This window comes from Eubacterium sp. AF19-12LB, assembly GCF_003479125.1.
GTDB lineage: Bacteria > Bacillota > Clostridia > Lachnospirales > Lachnospiraceae > Eubacterium_U > Eubacterium_U album.
Genome location: NZ_QUGP01000014.1, coordinates 1 through 18687 on the forward strand (window position 1 = coordinate 1; position 18687 = coordinate 18687).

Genomic DNA, 18687 nt, shown 5'->3' on the forward strand with positions numbered 1-18687 from the left:
AAGACAGTAACAGAGTATGTATTTAAAAACTGTACGGGACTTGAAAAGATTACAATACCAGAGGGAATAGAAACAATAGGAAACGGAGCATTTTCTGATTGCGGTAACTTAACAGAGATAATAATACCGGAAAGCGTAATGAAAATAGGAGAGTGGGCATTTTCAGGGTGCAAAAATTTAAAGTTTGTAAATATTATGTCAGAAGTTAATGAACTAAAAAGAGGAGTTTTTGCTGATTGTACAGAATTATCGAAATTGAATATTGGTGATTCTATTGAAAAAATTAATGGTGAAGCTTTTAAAAATGTAAATGATGTAGTTGCATATGTTAATAAATATTCAAAATCTATGTTTACTTTTATAGATAAGAATATAAATGTTCAATTTAAGAATACAATAGATCAAAGTAATAATGATAGTATATTAAGAAAAGAAAAAACTACATATTTTGTAAACAGTGTGACTCCTGATGGACAAGTAGCATTAAATATAGATTTTTACTTAAAAAATAATGCATTAGAAAATAGTGAAGAAAGACAGCTTAAAGTAAAATTACCATTAAAATATTCAATAAAAGGAATAAAATACAATAATAAGATACTAGATACTAGTGAATTTACAATTTCAACAGATAATGTAGTGACGTTGCCAATAGAAGAGGAAAATGGAAGATATACTATATATACAAATTTAGGTAAAAGCTGTTTAATATCAAGCTATGCAAAATTAGAATACAAAAAGCAAAATAAGTTATATAACGAAAATATAGGGGCTATAAGTGAAAAATGTTTTAATATTTCTTTTGATACAAGTGATGAAATTAATTTCTCAGAAGGTGAAAGTAAAGTAAAAACTTTAATCAGAGGAGAAGGGCCTAAAAATGAAAATGTAGATGTATATGTGGATGGTAAGTTGGATAAGTCAATAAATATATCTAAAACAGGTCGATTTGAAACAAATGTTGAGTTGCTTAACCCAGAAGCTTATAAGGAATATGATATAGAAATAAAATCAACAAGTGCTGATGGTAAACAAAAGGTTGTTTCGAAAAAAGTGACAACTTTATTAGATTGTCCTAAATTAATAGAGGCATCTTTATATATTGAAGCACATGAATATAAAAATGGTTACAATGAATTTAATATACTTAATGCAGACAAAATAAAATATATTACATTTCAACCTGGGAAAAATTACAATTTTAAAATTAAGTATAAAAACAGAGAAAAAATAAGTCATGTATATGTTATAAGCAATAGGGATGGAGAAGAAAAAAAATTAGAAGCTAAATGGAACGAAAAAGAAAAAGCATATATTACAGAAGGATTTTTTGGTGATGATGCAAGGTATGTACCAGGTAATTTATCGATAATTTATACAAATAAATTAGAGGAAAAAACAAAAGTAAATAGTGATAGTAGTATTGAATTATCTAAATTTGATAAATTAAATATACCTGAACAATGGAAAAATGCTGAAGCAAAACAGGTAAAAGATTCTGATAGTGACTATGAGGCTAATATTACATTAGGTAGTGGTGATGAAATTAACTATAAATTTGATAAATTATCATTTGATGATTATGCGGAAGAGTTACAAGGTGAATTAAATAAATCTCCAAGCAATAGCTTGATATCAATGTATAGTAATGATGAAAATGAAATAAATACTCATTTAAGTGATAAAGATATTAAAGCAATAGGAGATATAATTAAGACTATAAATATGCATTCAGGGGATTCTGCATCATATACAAATGATGTATATGATGCTTTAACTAAATATGGATTTGAAAAATATGTAACGGGAGAAAGAGATTTTGTCAAGGATTTACTTATGATGAAAACAGAAGTCACTCCAGAAAGTATTATTACATATATGATAGATCCTTCTAGTAATGATAATTGCATTTATAAATATGTAGTGAAACAAGCAAACAAAAATGCAACAAGTTCAGTTTGTAAGGCAATAGGAATAGATAAAACATTAGTGGGATATGCAGCAAATGATATGTTTGCAACAGCTACTTTTGGAGTTGATTGTTTTGATTTAATGACAACCAAAATGGATATATATATGAATCCAAATTTAACATTAGCCCAAAAACAGGCAAAAAGTGCCCAACTACAAAAAATGGCAGCTATAAGTTTTGAAAAATTAATGTTTACATATTTATCAAATGCAATTGGAATTACTGCGTATATGTGTGCTGGAACCGGAGTTGGTGTAGGTTTATCATTAGCATTGTTAGCATTAAATTATTATGTACTTCCGTCTATAGAATCAGGAGATTTTGATGACTATTTGCAAGGGAAAATCAGTTTGAGTGATTTATTCCTGAAATGGATTATTGATCCAAGTGGATATGTGTATGAGGGAGTTACAAATAATAGAATTTCAGGGGTAAAGACCACTATTTATTATAAAAATGATTTGAAGGATGAGAAGCCAATATTATGGAATGCAGACGAATATGATCAGTATAATCCAATAGTTACAGATGATTCAGGGTCATATGCATGGGATGTCCCGGAGGGATATTGGCAGGTTAAGGCAGAGAAAGCAGGATATGAAACTACATATTCGGAATGGTTGCAGGTACCACCAATACAAACAAATGTATTACTTAAAATGAAAAATTTAAATAAACCAAGTGTTATAAATTTTAAGGCATATGAAACCTTTGCTATAATAGAATTTGATCAATATATGAACCCTGAAACTGTAAAAAATATGACAATTACAGATAAGGAAGGAAAAGTAATAGAATCTAATTTATCATATGATACAGAAGAAAAGGATTCGATTGGAAATGTATATGCAAAAGAGTATAGAGTGGATTATTCGAGTACAAAAATACAAAAAGGAGATGAAATTAATCTATATGCCTCTGATGAAATTTTAAATAGCGATGGCATTGCTATAAATGAAAGGCATTTAAGAGATAATGCAAAAAGTGACATAATGTTAGAATGTATAGATTATTTATATCTTGGATTAAATACGGAACATGTTATAAAACTAAATACAAATGGTTCAACAAGAGATAATATAAAGATTTATGCTGAAAACAATAATATTGTTGCTATTGGAGAGTTATTAGAAGCAAATGATAAAAATAATTATGAAATACAAGTATTTGGTAAGATAAATGGAGATACAAATTTACATATTGAAATAGAAGGAACAAATATTGAAAAGATAGTACCTATATATGTTGGAAGTTCAACAGAAGAGGGAAAATTAAAAAAAGAAACAATTGTTGTTCCAATTAAAAATGACAGTAAATATATCATTAATGATAATAGTAATGATAGTAATCAGGTAACTAGTGAAGAAACAAATGTTAATAAAAGAAAAGATGATAGAAATAAAGCAGAAAATCAAGTGATTAATAGTGAACACAATAATGAACAAGTTTCTATAGAAACAGAAAAAAAGTTATGTGATATACAGAATACAAGTATAGTAAAAATATCTAGAAGAAAGAAATCATTGATAATATATTGGAAGAAAGCGAAAAATGTATCAGGATATCAAATACAGTATGGTTTAACTAAAAAATGTAAAGGCAAGAGAGTAAATGTTAAAGTAAGTAAGAAATGTTCAAAGAAAATAAATAAGTTGCGACCAAATATAAGATACTATTTTAGAATAAGAACATATGTAGTTAAAAATAATATTACATATTATTCAAAATGGTCTAAAGTTAAAAAGAAAAAAACAAAATAAAATATAAACAGGGTTGTCATAATGACAACCCTGTTTATATTTTTCTAATATTTAGATTCTAAATATTAATCGTCCGATTTTAAATTAGTCTAAAACGATTGAGTCTGTTGGGCAAGCTGCTGTGCAAGCACCACATTCGATGCACTGATCAGCGTTGATTACGCAAGCACTACCGTCGTTTGAGATTGCTCCAACTGGACAAGCTCCTTCACAAGCACCACATCCGATGCAACCATCTGTAATTTTGTAAGCCATTATGTATGCCTCCTTTATAGTTTTATACAGTAATAATAATACAAATAATTACATATTGCAACATCTAAGTGATGAGAAAAATAAACATTTTAGGTAAAAAATGGACCTATAAAATATATGAAAAAATGTGCATATATTAAAAAGAATATTCATATCCGGATAGAAGTAAAAGAATACTCATTTATTGTTTCGCATTTAGTAATATCACTTTGTAGTTAATATATTTATCATTATAAAAATTACCTAATAACTGTCAGCACTCTCCCGAATACATACCATTCAGATGGGTCAGTAGCAACAATATCTTTTCCAAAACCATTTACAGGTTTAAGCACGGAAGGAGTGCCATACTCATATTTTCTGATATAAACATGACGTCCTTTAAGAAAAATACCGGTTTCTCCGTAGGCAGGAGAACGGTCATTTGCAATAATCAAAACATCGTCTTTAAGGTATGCCGGATGAAGTGATTTATTAGTGACTTTTATTCCGCACATCATAGATGAACCGAATTCCTCCTCATAAGATGAAACATCTATGTAATCGGCATAAAAACTGTCAAATAACATTTCGTCTCCCATGCAACCGGTTGGAACAATGACAGGAATATAGGTTTTGCCCTGAAGTTGATTTAAGTTGTACAATTTTGTTTCAAAATTTGCTATTTCAGAAATTAGATTACATGCTCTTTCAGGGAGCTTTGTGTAATCTATATTTAGATGTCTGTCAAGTCCTAATAGATAATCTATTGAGACACCTAATGCTTGAGATAATTTTATTAAGTTATATGTTGTAGGACATCCGGTATGACCGCTCATCAGTTTTTTTAGAGTGTCATATGAAATGTTGGAAACATCAGATAATTTCTTTAAAGTCCAATTTCTTTCATTGAGAATCTGATTAATTGTCTCTACAACAGTGTTAGTATATTGTAATAAGTCAAATTGTTTAAGATTCATTTTGGTTCCTTCGATGGCACTTTTTAAAATTTTAGAAAATTAAAATAGTGCAATTTAAGTTCTTTTAAATAACTTTGGTTACAGTTATATTTTATTATAAGAATTAAATAAATTCAAGTTAGCTGTAGGTGACAAGCTTGGGGTGTGGCTTATCATATAGCAGAATAAGGCGAAAATACGACTTATTCATTAATAAAATATTATGAGAGCAAGGGGTGTTTTAATGAGTAAAACCAAGATTGTAGTAATTGACAATGACAAGAAGGCAGTATGGGAGCTTAGTAAAAGCTTAGAGTGTGAAGAAAACATTGAGGTAGTATCAGTTGAAGAAAATGGAATAGACGGATTGGAAGCAATTAATAAATATAATCCGGATATAGTCATAATGGAACTACTGCTAACAGGAATAGATGGATTTAGTATTATTGATTATATAAAAGAATGCAAATATGATATAAAAATAATTCTTACATCTGTAATTAATCAACAAAATATAGTTAGGGAGGCCTTTGATAAGGGAATAGATTATTTTGCTGTTAAGCCATATGATGTAAACACAATAGTGAACAGAGTTAAGCGTATAATCGGAGAAAATAAAAATAGTGAAACATTTAGTGCAATTTATAGTGTAGATTCTATAATTGCAAATTCACTGATTCAGTTAGGTATTCCAGCAAGTTTAAAAGGATACAGATATGTAGCGACAGGAATAAAAAGAGCAACAGAAGATCAGGGAGTGCTAGAGGGAGTTACAAAAATATTATATCCTGACATTGCAAAGGAATATGATTCAACACCGCAACGAGTTGAAAAGGCAATTAGACATGCAATTGAAGTTGCTTGGAATAAAAATAGTGACTGTGATTTAAAAAACAAATTTTGCGTTAATTTAGATAAAGGAAGAAAAAGACCAACAAATTCAGAATTTATTGCAACAATGTCACAATACATAATTAATTCATATAGGTAGTTAGGCAAAACTCTATATGGGGAATGCTTTAAGCTATATTGGGGTAAAAGACAAAAAAGAACTGCTATTATTAAAAAGAAATGCGATGTATGTGTAGCATATTTGATAAATTACTTTGTAAATTTACACCGAAGTAATTTATCAATTCTTTAAAATAATAGTGGTTCTTTTTTTATATAATTATTAGGTAATTATGTCTGTTTTTATAATTAAAATTATTTTTTTGCGAGTGATAATGAGAAAATAAATTCTGTTCCCACTCCTTCGGTGCTTATAACATCAATAGTTTCATTGTGCGCTGAAATAATTTCTTTTACAATGGAAAGCCCAATCCCGGAACCGGTTTTATCCATACCTCTTGAAGAGTCTGTCTTATAAAAACGCTGCCAGATTTTATTAATATTATCATGGGAAATACCAATTCCATTGTCTTTGACAACGCAGAATAATTTGCCACGATTGTTATATAGTCTGATAATAATTTCAGAATCATTAAAACTAAATTTAATGGCGTTATCAATGAGATTATATATAACCTGTTCAATCTTACCTTTATCGGCATTAACAGTAGTTTTTTTCGCTTCATTAACAATAGTTAATTTAATATTTTTCTTTGAACTCATTCCTTCTAGAGTTTCTATAGAACTATGAATGAGTTCAAGAACATCGAAGTCTTCTAAAATAAGTTCAGGACCTTTGTTGCTCCAAACATTTAAATCTCTTAGACCATTGGTTAAATGCTCTAGTCGGTTTGCTTCAGATAAAACAATTCCAAGGTATTTATTTTGCATTTCAGGTGGAATGGTTCCATCCATAATAGCCTCAATATAACCTTTTATAGAAGTAAGAGGAGAACGAAAGTCATGCGAAATATTTGATATAAATTTTTGCTGATATTCGTTGCTGTCTCTTAATTGGCTTGCCATATAATTTAATGAGTTGGCAACATCACCAATTTCATCATCTGAATATATTTTTATAGGATCAAAATCAAAATTACCTTGAGCATATTGCATTGCTGCAGTTCTTATATCCTTTAAAGGTGCATATATAAACCAAACAAAATTGAAGAAAATAATTAACGACAATAATAAAATTATAAAATATGTTAAATAAAAAATCTTTGTTATGGTGTAACTTGAAGATTTTATTGATGCTGTGGAAACATGTACAAGCATATAACCGTAAGGGCTTGATGAACCAGATTTAATCGGGTGGACAACATGAAGCATGTCGGTTTTAAAAATGTTGTACATATTACTAATCTGATAATGCCCTCCATTCTGATAATCTGCAGGATTAAAATTTGAAATAATAATTGACTTTGAAGAATCAGAGGTTAAATCAGAACCATCACTTGAATACTTTAAGTTAAAATCAGAACCTAAAATCCAAACCTCAGAATTTAAAATCTTATTAAAATCTTCCACATATGGTTCAAAATCAGTAATATCTGAAAGTGAATAGTTGCAGTCGTCAGCAATATTTTTGGAAGCAACAGTAGCGTAGCTGTATAATTGCGACGCTGTTGTTTCAACCAAATGATTATAGGTTATATTTGTTGACCAATAGGTAATAATCAGCATACCTAAAATTGCAAATGAAATATAACCAATAAAAAATTTTTCAAGAATAGAATCCTTCATAGTAATCTCCAATTTGTAAATAGCAACATAATCTTTATTTGTTATAATGGCGGGTCACAAGGTACTTTACCCACTCATGAGCAAGCTCATGTGGGCTTAGACCTTTTGACCCTAGCATCTTGATAAATTATGCTTTGCTGTGTACTTCAAATTTGTAGCCGATACCCCATACAGTGGAAAGAGCCCATGTGTCGCTGTCGTGAATTTTTTCACGAATTCTTTTAATGTGTACATCGACAGTTCTGGTGTCTCCGGCATATTCATATCCCCAGATATTGTCTAATAACTGTTCTCTTGTAAATACCTGATTTGGAGAGGAAGCAAGGAAATATAAAAGTTCAATTTCCTTAGGTGCCATTTCAAGAGTTTCACCTTTATAAACTACTTCATAATTAGAAAGGTTAACTGTAAGGTCTGGGAATTTAACGACTTCAGCTCCACCGGTAGTAGTAGAAGTTGTCTGGTTTGCGCGACGTAAAAGAGCTTTGACTCTTGCGACGAGTTCCTTAGAATCGAATGGTTTAATCATATAGTCATCTGCTCCAAGTTCCAATCCAAGAACCTTATCAAAAACTTCTGTTTTGGCAGAAAGCATAATAATTGGTACATTTGACTCCATTCTTATTTCACGGCATACCTGATAACCGTCTTTTCCGGGAAGCATAATGTCTAACAAAACAACATCAGGCATATATTCCTTAAATGCTGTGATTGCAGACTGTCCGTCATGCTCAATACGGGTATCAAAACATTCTTTTGTTAAATAAAGAGAGATTAACTCTGCAATATGTTCATCATCATCTACGATTAAAATTTTCTGTTTACTAACCATAATATCCTCCAATAATATTCACATAAATATTTGAAATTATTTATACATATACGGTTGCTTTCGCAAAGAAGCAACATTTTCATATGCATAAATTAACATAATAAAGTGTAACATACATAAATGAACAAACATTGTATATATTTTTATTTAAATGTAACGGCAGAAACTTAAAAAATAATATTCATTGTTACATTCGATTATTGTTATTATTTAAATGTAACAACAGTAGCTCCTGCACCACCTTCGCCATGTTCACCGTTTCGATAAGATTTTACATAACTCAAATTTTTTAAATGATTCTGAATGGCACTTCTAAGAGCACCGGTTCCCTTTCCGTGAATTATGTAAACCTGAGGTAAATGTGCTATATAAGCGTCATCTAAATATTTGTCTAATTCAAATATAGCTTCATCTACAGTTTTGCCAATCAAATTTAATTCCATTTTTACGTTTTTAGCCTTGTCCATTTTTATCTTACCTGTGCTGCTTCGGACAAGACCAGGTGCTTTTACATCAGGCTCATCTATAATCTCTAAATCAGAAATGTTAACCTTGGAATTTAAAATACCCATTTGTACATTAACGTCTCCATTGGCATTTGGTAAAGTAGAAATCGTTCCTTTTAAATTAAGACTAAGGATCTTAACTCCTGTTCCAATTTTAAATTCAGAAGGCTTGTGCTTTTTCTTTGCAGCGGAAGCTTTCATGGAAAGACCGCTTTGGTTTTCCTTTAATTTGCTGCCGAGTTTGCTTCTGGATTTTTCCATAGCCTTTGTATTATGAGATTTAGAGCCCTGATTAATTGTTCTTATTGACTCGTCAGCTAATTCTTTTGCATCCTTTAAAATATCAACCGCTTCTTCACGGGCTTTAGTAATAATTTTTTCACGTTGTTCATCTAAACGTTTATTTTTTAATTCATAATCCCGCTTTAATGATTTAATTTGCGATTTATAGGCTGCAATTTCCTCACGGTCTTTTTCAATTGTAAGTTTGCTCTCTTCTAATTTTGCAATGACATCTTCAAATTTTTCATTTTCTGAATCAATACGTTTCTTTGCATCATCAATAATGTAATCAGGAAGTCCGAGCTTTGAAGAAATGGCAAAAGCATTACTTTTTCCGGGAATTCCAATTAACAGTTTATATGTTGGACGAAGAGTCTCAACATTAAATTCGCAGCAGGCATTTTCTACACCGTCAGTAGAAAGGGCAAATAACTTCAATTCACTATAATGTGTTGTTGCCATTGTGCGTGTTCCGATATTTTTTAAGAATGACAAAATGGAAATTCCAAGAGCAGCACCTTCTACAGGGTCAGTTCCCGCGCCTAATTCATCAAACAAAACGAGAGAATTTTCGTCAGCTTCGTTTAAAATATTTACAGTATTTACCATGTGGGCAGAGAAAGTACTAAGACTTTGTTCAATACTTTGTTCATCACCGATGTCGGCAAATACCTCATTAAATACAGCTAACATACTTCCTTCAAATGCAGGAATGTGAAGACCGGACTGTCCCATTAATGTAAGTAAACCTACAGTTTTTAAAGAAACTGTCTTACCACCGGTATTTGGTCCGGTTACTATTAATAAAGTAAAATCTTTTCCTAAATGTATATCAATAGGAACTACTTTATGTGGGTCAAGCAATGGATGACGTCCCTGTTTAATATTAATTTGCTTATTATTACTAAATATAGGTTCACTTGCTTTCATATTCTTAGCAAGTATAGCCCTTGCAAATATAAAATCGAGTTCAGCAAGAGTATCCATATCTGTTTTTAATTCGTATAAATGCTCAGCACATAAAATGCTTAAATTTGCTAAAATAACCTGAATTTCATCAGCTTCTTTTGATGCAAGTTCACGAAGTGTATTATTCAAATTGACAACCGCCATAGGCTCAATAAAAAGAGTAGAGCCTGTTGAAGACTGGTCATGTATCATGCCGGGAACTGCACTGCGGTATTCCTGCTTGACCGGTACACAGTAGCGACCGTCACGCATTGTAATTAATGCATCCTGCAAATAAGTACGCCCTGACTGAGAATTAATTATTGAATTCAATTGAGAATGAATTCTATCATTAGTAATCTTTATCTGTCGACGGATATTTTTCAAATTAGCTGAAGCGTCATCGGCTATCTCATCTTCTGAAAGAATACAACCTGTAATTTCAGAATTTAAGTTTGACAAAGGTTCAATGCTGTCAAATAATTGGTCAAGACTGTTGGGTTCACCATCTGAATCTTCTTTACGTGCAAATGCTTTTATGCGTAAGGCAATTTTTAACAAAGAACTGATTTTTAAAAGCTCTCCGGCACCGAGTGCACTGCCAATTTCAAGTCTTTTAAGACTTGCACTTATATCATGTAATCCGGAAAATGATACGCTTCCCTTTTGCCACACGAGTGATAGAGCATCAGCAGTTTCCTTTTGTAATTTTTTTATTTTATTTAAATCTGATATCGGCTCAAGCTTGCGACATTTTTCTTTTCCAAGCTCAGAGCACGCACAATCTGAAAGTCTGTCTATAATTTTGTTATATTCAAGAGTTTTTAAGACCTTTTTGTTCATGATAATACTCCAATTCTTGTATTTAAATTCATAATCAATTATAATAAAGAACAGTTGCAAGGTAAAGGGAAAAATGCCTTAGTAAAATTAGTGTAGTGGCCATTTGGCTTAGAAAGAGGAAGAAATGAAATATATTGAAGCATTGAGAGAAGGCGAAAGGATTCAGGAAATTTATTTATGTAAACAAAAGAATGTCGCAATGACAAAGACAGGTAAAGAATATGAGAATGTAATCCTTCAGGATAAGACAGGTTCTTTGGATGCCAAAATATGGGATCCAAGATCAATGGGAATAGATGATTTTGATGCATTAGATTACGTCGAAGTAAGTGGTGACGTAACTGTATTTAATGGTCAGACACAGTTATCGATTAAAAGAGCAAGAAAGGCAAAAGAGGGAGAATATGATCCTTCTGACTATTTGCCTGTTTCAGATAAGAATCTTGATGATATGTTTAATGAATTATTAGGATTTATTTCAAATGTTGAGAATACATACTATAAGCAGTTGCTTAGCAAATTATTTATAGAAAATCAGGAATTTGCTAAAGCATTTAAAAATCATTCAGCAGCAAAAAGTGTTCATCATGGATTTATTGGTGGCTTACTTGAGCATACAGTTTCAGTAACAAGATTGTGTGAATTCTACACAAAGCAGTATCCAATGTTAAATAAGGATTTGCTTATAACTGCAGCAATTTGTCATGATATTGGAAAAGTATATGAATTATCTTCATTCCCATTAAATGACTACACAGATGTAGGACAACTTTTAGGTCACATAGTTATGGGCTCAGAAATGGTAGGAGATATTGCCAGAACAATTAGTGGATTTCCAAAAACTCAGTTAGTGGAATTAAAGCACTGTATTTTGGCTCATCACGGAGAACTTGAATATGGTTCACCAAAGAAACCGGCATTAGTTGAAGCTATGGCTCTTAATTTCGCAGATAATACAGATGCTAAGATGGAAACAATGGCAGAATTGTTTAAGGCTAATGCAAATAAGTCTTCAGATGAATGGTTAGGTTATAACCGCTTACTGGAAACAAATATCAGAAAGACAAGCGAGTAAAGGAATATTCATGGTTAGAAAGAACGATATTATAGATTTAACAATTGAAGATTTAGGAGTAAACGGAGAGGGTATAGGCAAAGTTGATGGCTATACTCTCTTTGTCAAAGATGGGGTAATTGGTGATGAAGTCACTGTCAAAGTAATGAAGGCAAATAAAAATTTTGGATTTGCAAGACTTATGGAGATTAATAAACCATCAAAAGATAGAGTGACTCCGCGTTGTAGTGTGGCAAGACAGTGTGGTGGATGTCAGATTCAGTGCTTAAGTTATGAAGAACAGCTTAAGTTCAAGCAGAATAAAGTGTATAACAATCTTGTACGAATTGGTGGACAGGATGACTTTGTAATGAAAGATATAATAGGGATGGAGGAACCATTTAATTATAGAAACAAAGCACAGTTTCCTGTGGGCATAGATAAAGAAGGAAATATTGTTTCAGGATTTTATGCCGGAAGGACACATTCAATTATTGGAATTGACAGTTGTGATTTAGGACTTAAATTAGATGGCAGAGACATTAATAAAGAAGTTATGGATATTGTGAAAAAATTCATGACTAAATATCAGATTGAACCATACAACGAGGTTACGCATAAAGGATTAGTGCGTCATGTCCTTATAAGAATAGGTGCAAAAACAAAACAGATAATGGTATGCATCATTATAAATGGTAGAAAGTTACCAAATAAAGATGAATTAGTAGAAAAGTTATGTAAACTAGAAGGTATGCACAGTGTGTCCTTAAATGTTAATACAAATAAGAGCAATGTAATTTTAGGCAGCAAAATTATAAACTTGTATGGACCGGGATATATCGAAGATTATATTGGAGATGTTAAATTTAGAATTTCGCCATTGTCATTTTTCCAGGTAAATCCGGTTCAGACAGAAAAATTATATAATAAGGCATTGGAATATGCTGATTTGTCGGGAAATGAAATTGTATGGGATTTATATTGTGGAATCGGAAGCATTTCCTTATTTCTCGCAAAGAAGGCAAAGAAAGTGCTAGGTGTAGAAATTGTACCTGAAGCAATTGAAGATGCAAGATTAAATGCAAAAATAAATAATATAAATAATGCAGAATTTTTTGTGGGAGCTGCAGAAGATGTGGTTGCAGAATATTTTTCTAAACACGAAAATGAAGCTGAGTGTAAACCGGATGTTATAGTTGTTGACCCTCCGCGAAAAGGGTGTGATGAAAAATTATTGTCTACAATTGTAAAAATGAATCCAAAGCGTGTTGTGTATGTAAGTTGCGACAGTGCAACACTTGCAAGAGATGTAAAATGGCTTAGCGAGAATGGATATAAATTAAAGGAAGCAACGCCATGCGATATGTTTGGTCAAACCGTTCATGTGGAGACGGTGTGCTTGCTCAGCCGAAAAGAACCTAACTAAGGGGCAGGTAATGCTAGATAAAGATTTGGCAGAAATATATGACTATAAAGGCCAAAAGTTAGAGGCTGACATTTTGATATGTACCCCCTTTTACTGGAAATACAATGAAAGGGGTACGTATAATTTTGTACAGTTTCTAAATAACTAAAATACATATGTGTTCATTGAGAAAGATTTAGTGCTACAATAAAAGAAAAACTGAAAGGCTGAAAAATGAAAATAAAACTATTACATACTTTAAAAAATTATGATAGAAAAAATCTTATAAAAGATATAATTGCCGGAATTATAATAATGGCCGTGTCTATTCCTATATCAATGGGATATGCACAAATTGCCGGACTGCCTGCAGTTTACGGATTATATGGTTCGGTATTCCCAATACTTGCATTTGCAATATTTTCCTCGTCACCACAATTTATATTTGGAGTCGATGCAGCTCCGGCAGCTCTTATTGGCTCGGCTTTGTTAAGTCTTAATATAGAGTTAGGTTCAGATGAGGCGATTGCAGCAGTTCCGGTAATGACTTTTTTTGTGGCAGTATGGTTGCTTGCGTTCTATTTTATGAAAGCAGGAAAACTTGTAAATTATATTTCAGCACCTGTAATGGGTGGATTTATAACAGGAATATGTACAACGATTATATTAATGCAGATTCCTAAAATAATAGGTGGAACATCAGGAACAGGAGAATTTTTTGAGCTGGCAGAGCACATATTTGAAACAGGAAAACACATAAATATTCCATCTGTAATAATGGGGGTGATAGCTCTTGTTATATTATTAGTTTCAAAAAAATTAATACCAAAGTTTCCAATGGCAGTAGTGCTTATGTTTGCGGGAACAATAATAACATTAAATATGCCAATAAGAGATTGGGGAATAAATACTTTAAGTGCCGTGGAACCGGGGCTCCCAAAGTGGAGCATTCCGGATTTTTCTATTATTTCGATTCAGCAGACAATAACAATAAGTTTATCTGTAGCAGTAGTAATAATGGCAGAAACCTTATTGGCAGAAAATAGTTTCGCACAAAAAAATAATTATCGTATAAATGATAATCAGGAAATCCTGGCTTTTTCAGTTGGAAATTTTATGGCGGCATTTACAGGATGCTGTCCAATTAATGGTTCCGTCTCACGTACTGCAATGGGAGAACAATATCAGGCAAAAACTCAACTTACAGGAATTGTTGCAGGACTTTCAATGATAGTGTTGCTTATTTGTGGAACAGGGTTTATAGGTTATTTGCCAATACCAATTTTAACAGCAATTGTTATTTCAGCACTTTTGGGAGCAACAGAGTTTGACCTTGCAGCACGACTTTGGAAATTGAGCAGAACAGAATTTCTTATTTTTGTAGGAGCATTTTTAGGCGTACTATTACTTGGAACAATAAATGGAGTTTTAATAGGAATAATTCTTTCGTTTACAGAAATGATTATAAGAACTTCAAAACCATCAAGATGTTTTCTTGGAATACAGCCTGGACATAGACATTTTAGGGATTTGAAAGAAGGAAATCAGATTCATGCCATAGAAGGTGTAATTATTTACAGATTTAGCAGTAATTTGTTTTTTGCAAATATCGGAGTGCTACAGCGTGATATAGAAGACAGTATAAAACCTGATACAAAGGCAGTAATTTTAGATGCAAGCGGAATAGGAAGCATAGATATAACAGCAGCAGACAGACTTGCAATGTTATATAAATCCTTGAAGGAAAAAGGAATACGATTTTACATGACCGAGCATATAGCAAAGGTAAATGAGCAGATAAGAACTCTTGGGCTTGGATATATGATTGAAGAGGGAAGGGTAAGAAGAACAATACATATAGCATTAAAAGATATGGGAATCGCAAGACCATATCCGTTAGAGGGTGGAATTGAAAATGAAGAAAGAAGTGCTTCAAGAAAGCGTGCGGATAACAAAGTACAGGAATTCGTATGGGCGTTTGGAGCTGAAAGCGAGGAGCAAATAGAAAAACAGATAGTTTTACAGATTCAACAGCTAAAGAAAACGGGAGATATCGAAAAACTTTTCCACGGAAGCTGGTCACACATGGATGCATTTGACGAGGATGAATGGTTAGAACATTTAGAAGAACATTTGAAGGAAATCGTTAATATTTCAGGAAAAGATGAAAAGAGCATTGCTACCAGATTTGAGGAACATAGAAAAGAAATCCATGAGAGAATCAAAAATGAGCATCCGGAAATGGCAGGGCGATTCAAGAAAAGAAGGCATATTCTTGATGAACATTTAAGACAAAGACATCCTGAAGTATTTAATCTTATTGAGCATTTAAGGGAAAGTGATGATAGTAACTAAATCGTTCATATACCGGATTTCTAATATTCGGTCTGTATTTTTTATAAAATGATGATAGCAACTTAATTTTTCCTGTACCCAGTATAACAGAATCGGGTATAGGAAAAATTAAATGTATTATTTTAATCTAATACACAATAAAACTAATAGCGAATCTGTTTAACTAACCGCAATTATATAAAATCATCAATTTCGCATAAGCAGCTTCGCAAGAAATATTGTAAAGAGGAGTTACACCGGTATCTATAATTTTTGCACTGCTGTCGTATAAGGCTGCATCTTTGCTTTTAAATGATGCACAGTAAAAATCTATTCCTAAATCTATACATTTTTTTGCAAAATCAATAATAGAATAACTGTCAGTTGTACATGCCGTTGCTGAATGATACATATAATGAAGGACAGCTTTTGGCTTTGCACTTAAATCAATGTTGCCATATTTTAGACCCGGATAAGGACGAATTAATAATATCCCATTGTTAAAGTTCCCACTCCATAAAGCAGAGTGAGCGTCTGTAGTTTTACAGTGCTCCGAATTATTGCAAATATTATTAAAATCAGGTGCATTTTTAAATGATATATTTAATTTATGGGATTCTGACAAATGAGGATAGCTCTCGTTAGCAAAAAATCTTTCATCAATCATTTTGCCAAAATATTTGCCTGTAAAACTGCGAAACTGGTCCGTAAATGGGTCAGATTCCACAATATGAGTGGAAAGATAAACAGGGATTTCGCCTTTATTATTTTCAAAAATAGTGAAAACGCCATTTATGCCACTTGATTTGATAAAACATACAGCATTTCTGAAATTGTTCATGCCATTACTGCCGGGAAGTCCCAAAGCAAGATTGCTTGCAACAAGTACAATTGGAATAGAACAATTTTCAAACATTGTTCCAATTAAAGCTGATGTATAGGAAAGTGTATCAGAACCATGTGTTATAATGATTCCCTGATATTTTTCAAAATTTAATTCCAAAAGGCAATTGCATAAAACGCCCCACTCTACAGGAGTAAGATTTTCACTTAAAATATTAATCGGCTGAATTACTTCAAATTCAGTATCATCAGCATATTTCTCATTATATAACTGAAGAAGTCTATAAGAGGAAGCAGCAGTGGTATTGATAATTTTTCCCTCGACTTTGCTTCCAATAGTTCCTCCGGTTAAAATGACTAAAATTTTCTTCATAAATTGCTCCTAAGTATTGGAAGCGTTGCAAAATTATGTACGAACCTTAATAATTTTTCCATAGTTTATTGCAGGAACTCCCATTTTATATGGACGGATTCTAAAATAATATGTTTTCTTCTTTTTCAAATGTTTTTTATATGTAGATGTCTTGCCACCTGATGCACGGACGGTTTTGACACCTTTTTTAAATGACTTATCATAGGAATACTGAATAAAATATCCGTCACAATTTTTATCAGTTTTCCATGTAAGCTTGAGTTCTTTAGACTTGTTTAGTTTCTTCTTTGCAAATTTAACGGAATCAAGTTTAGGTTGCTTTTTAGTTTTTGCTGAAACTGTTTTACTCCAATTCCCAATTCCTACATTATTAGTATAAGCACGCATACGTATATAATATTTTGTATTATAAGGAAGCTTTTTGATGACGGTTTTTGAATCCTTTCCGTCAACCTTAATAGTTTTTACGTGCTTTTTAAATTTTTTGTCTTTAGAATATTGTATAGTGTACCCGCTTACTCCGTTTTGGGTAGTCCATTTTAAATTAATTTCATTGGAACGGCTAATTTTAGCTGATGTAATTTTAGCTTGCTTTGGTAAAATTAAAAAATCAGCGGAACATGAACTTAAATATTTAATCTCATTTCCTATTACTTTAACAGAACCTACGCCGGAATATACATTGTCTGAATAATCGACAGTGTAATTGTCAGGAGATACAACCTGTCCGTTATAAGTTACTGTTACGTCAGGGCGTTGCTCTGAGCCGTTGCACGTATAAATGTTTTGGCTAAGAGTTACAGAAGCATTTTTCAAAGAAACATATGGATTATTTTCCTGGGCATCTGTAGTTATTTCGCCATTTACAAAGTTAATTTTAACATTACCGTCTGTAGTGCGGTAAGTTTTAATAAATCTTCTAGCCAATCGTTTAAGAACAGATGGTTTTGGAAGAGTAGTCTCATTGCTCCTTTCGGATGAAATAACAGCCATTGATGGTGCACATGCATCTAAAAAATCCGCACAAGAAGATAATGCGGCACCATGATGACCAACTTTTAATACATCGCATTTAAAATCAATTCCCATTGCCAATAACTTTTCTTCCATCGTAGAAGGCAAATCTCCGGTCAACACAACTGATCTGTCATCGCAGGTAACTTTTAAAACAAGACTACATTCATTATAAGTTGAGCCCATAGTTCCATCATATAAGCATGTGACTGTGGCATCGCCAAATGACCAGCTTTGAAGATATGAAGGGTTAGAATAAGGGCATCCTTCAGCTTTTAAAGCTTCCATAAAGGCATAAAATACATCTAAATCTTTTGAGCATGGAGAACAAAAAGTTTCTCCGATTTCAAATTCTTTAAAGATACGGGCAAATCCACCGACATGGTCTCCATCAGGATGCGTGGAAACAACATAGTCAATTTTTGAGATTCCGAGTGATTTAAGATAAGTAACAATATTTTCAGTTTCTGTATTAACACCTGAATCAACAAGCATATAATGTCCTTCACTTTCCATTAAAATGCAATCTCCACGTCCGGCATAAATGGCAGTCATTGACATTTGTCCTGCGTTAGCATCAACAATAAATTGAGGCAGATATAATTGTAAAATAAAAATCAGGCATACAAAAAATATATGCCTGACAGATTTTTTCATTCGTAATGAAAAATTAATACTCATAATGTTAAAC

12 protein-coding genes are annotated in these 18687 nt (G+C 32.2%); 5 read left to right on the forward strand and 7 right to left on the reverse strand.

All coding sequences use genetic code 11. The annotated features are described in order from the left end of the window. Positions 1–3732 (forward strand): fibronectin type III domain-containing protein (locus DWX29_RS11355; protein WP_147365054.1); only part of this gene is annotated, 3732 nt, incomplete at its 5' end. 84 nt (positions 3733–3816) lie between these two features. On the opposite strand, the gene DWX29_RS11360 is transcribed toward DWX29_RS11355, so the two are convergent. Together DWX29_RS11360 and DWX29_RS11365 are read right to left on the reverse strand one after the other, a co-directional pair. Continuing rightward, complete coding sequence (locus DWX29_RS11360; RefSeq protein WP_022088715.1) at positions 3817–3987, reverse strand: 4Fe-4S binding protein; 171 nt, start codon at positions 3985–3987, stop codon at positions 3817–3819. A gap of 239 nt (positions 3988–4226) precedes the next feature. After that, entirely contained in the window at positions 4227–4946 is a 720-nt protein-coding gene (locus tag DWX29_RS11365) for a helix-turn-helix domain-containing protein (protein WP_022088714.1), read from the reverse strand. 223 nt (positions 4947–5169) lie between these two features. Here DWX29_RS11365 and DWX29_RS11370 point away from each other — a divergent pair, with 223 nt between their 5' ends. Continuing rightward, positions 5170–5916, forward strand: a complete 747-nt coding sequence (locus tag DWX29_RS11370) for a sporulation initiation factor Spo0A C-terminal domain-containing protein (RefSeq protein WP_158562672.1) — start codon at positions 5170–5172, stop codon at positions 5914–5916. Between the two features lie 215 nt (positions 5917–6131). Here the strand turns inward: DWX29_RS11370 and DWX29_RS11375 are convergent, their stop codons facing one another. The 3 genes from DWX29_RS11375 to DWX29_RS11385 form a co-directional block, all read right to left on the reverse strand. Further along, complete coding sequence (locus tag DWX29_RS11375) at positions 6132–7562, reverse strand: HAMP domain-containing sensor histidine kinase (RefSeq protein WP_118565887.1); 1431 nt, start codon at positions 7560–7562, stop codon at positions 6132–6134. Positions 7563–7689: 127 nt separating this feature from the next. Beyond that, entirely contained in the window at positions 7690–8394 is a 705-nt protein-coding gene (locus DWX29_RS11380; protein WP_022088711.1) for a response regulator transcription factor, read from the reverse strand. A gap of 206 nt (positions 8395–8600) precedes the next feature. Next, on the reverse strand, positions 8601–10973 hold the full coding sequence (locus tag DWX29_RS11385) for an endonuclease MutS2 (RefSeq protein WP_118565888.1): 2373 nt from the start codon (positions 10971–10973) through the stop codon (positions 8601–8603). A gap of 124 nt (positions 10974–11097) precedes the next feature. Between DWX29_RS11385 and DWX29_RS11390 the strand changes: the two genes are divergently transcribed. The 3 genes from DWX29_RS11390 to DWX29_RS11400 all read left to right on the forward strand — a co-directional run bounded on the left by DWX29_RS11390 (position 11098) and on the right by DWX29_RS11400 (position 15787). Continuing rightward, on the forward strand, positions 11098–12048 hold the full coding sequence (locus tag DWX29_RS11390) for an HD domain-containing protein (protein ID WP_118565889.1): 951 nt from the start codon (positions 11098–11100) through the stop codon (positions 12046–12048). A gap of 10 nt (positions 12049–12058) precedes the next feature. Next, positions 12059–13453, forward strand: a complete 1395-nt coding sequence (gene rlmD / locus DWX29_RS11395) for a 23S rRNA (uracil(1939)-C(5))-methyltransferase RlmD (protein WP_118565890.1) — start codon at positions 12059–12061, stop codon at positions 13451–13453. Positions 13454–13666: 213 nt separating this feature from the next. Then, positions 13667–15787, forward strand: a complete 2121-nt coding sequence (locus tag DWX29_RS11400) for a SulP family inorganic anion transporter (RefSeq protein ID WP_118565891.1) — start codon at positions 13667–13669, stop codon at positions 15785–15787. A 163-nt stretch (positions 15788–15950) separates the two neighbouring features. Here the strand turns inward: DWX29_RS11400 and DWX29_RS11405 are convergent, their stop codons facing one another. Together DWX29_RS11405 and DWX29_RS11410 are read right to left on the reverse strand one after the other, a co-directional pair. Next, entirely contained in the window at positions 15951–16982 is a 1032-nt protein-coding gene (locus DWX29_RS11405) for an asparaginase domain-containing protein (protein ID WP_118565892.1), read from the reverse strand. 33 nt (positions 16983–17015) lie between these two features. Beyond that, a complete protein-coding gene (locus DWX29_RS11410; protein WP_118565893.1) occupies positions 17016–18677 on the reverse strand; it encodes an MBL fold metallo-hydrolase in 1662 nt (553 codons plus the stop codon). Positions 18678–18687: the final 10 nt, after the last annotated feature.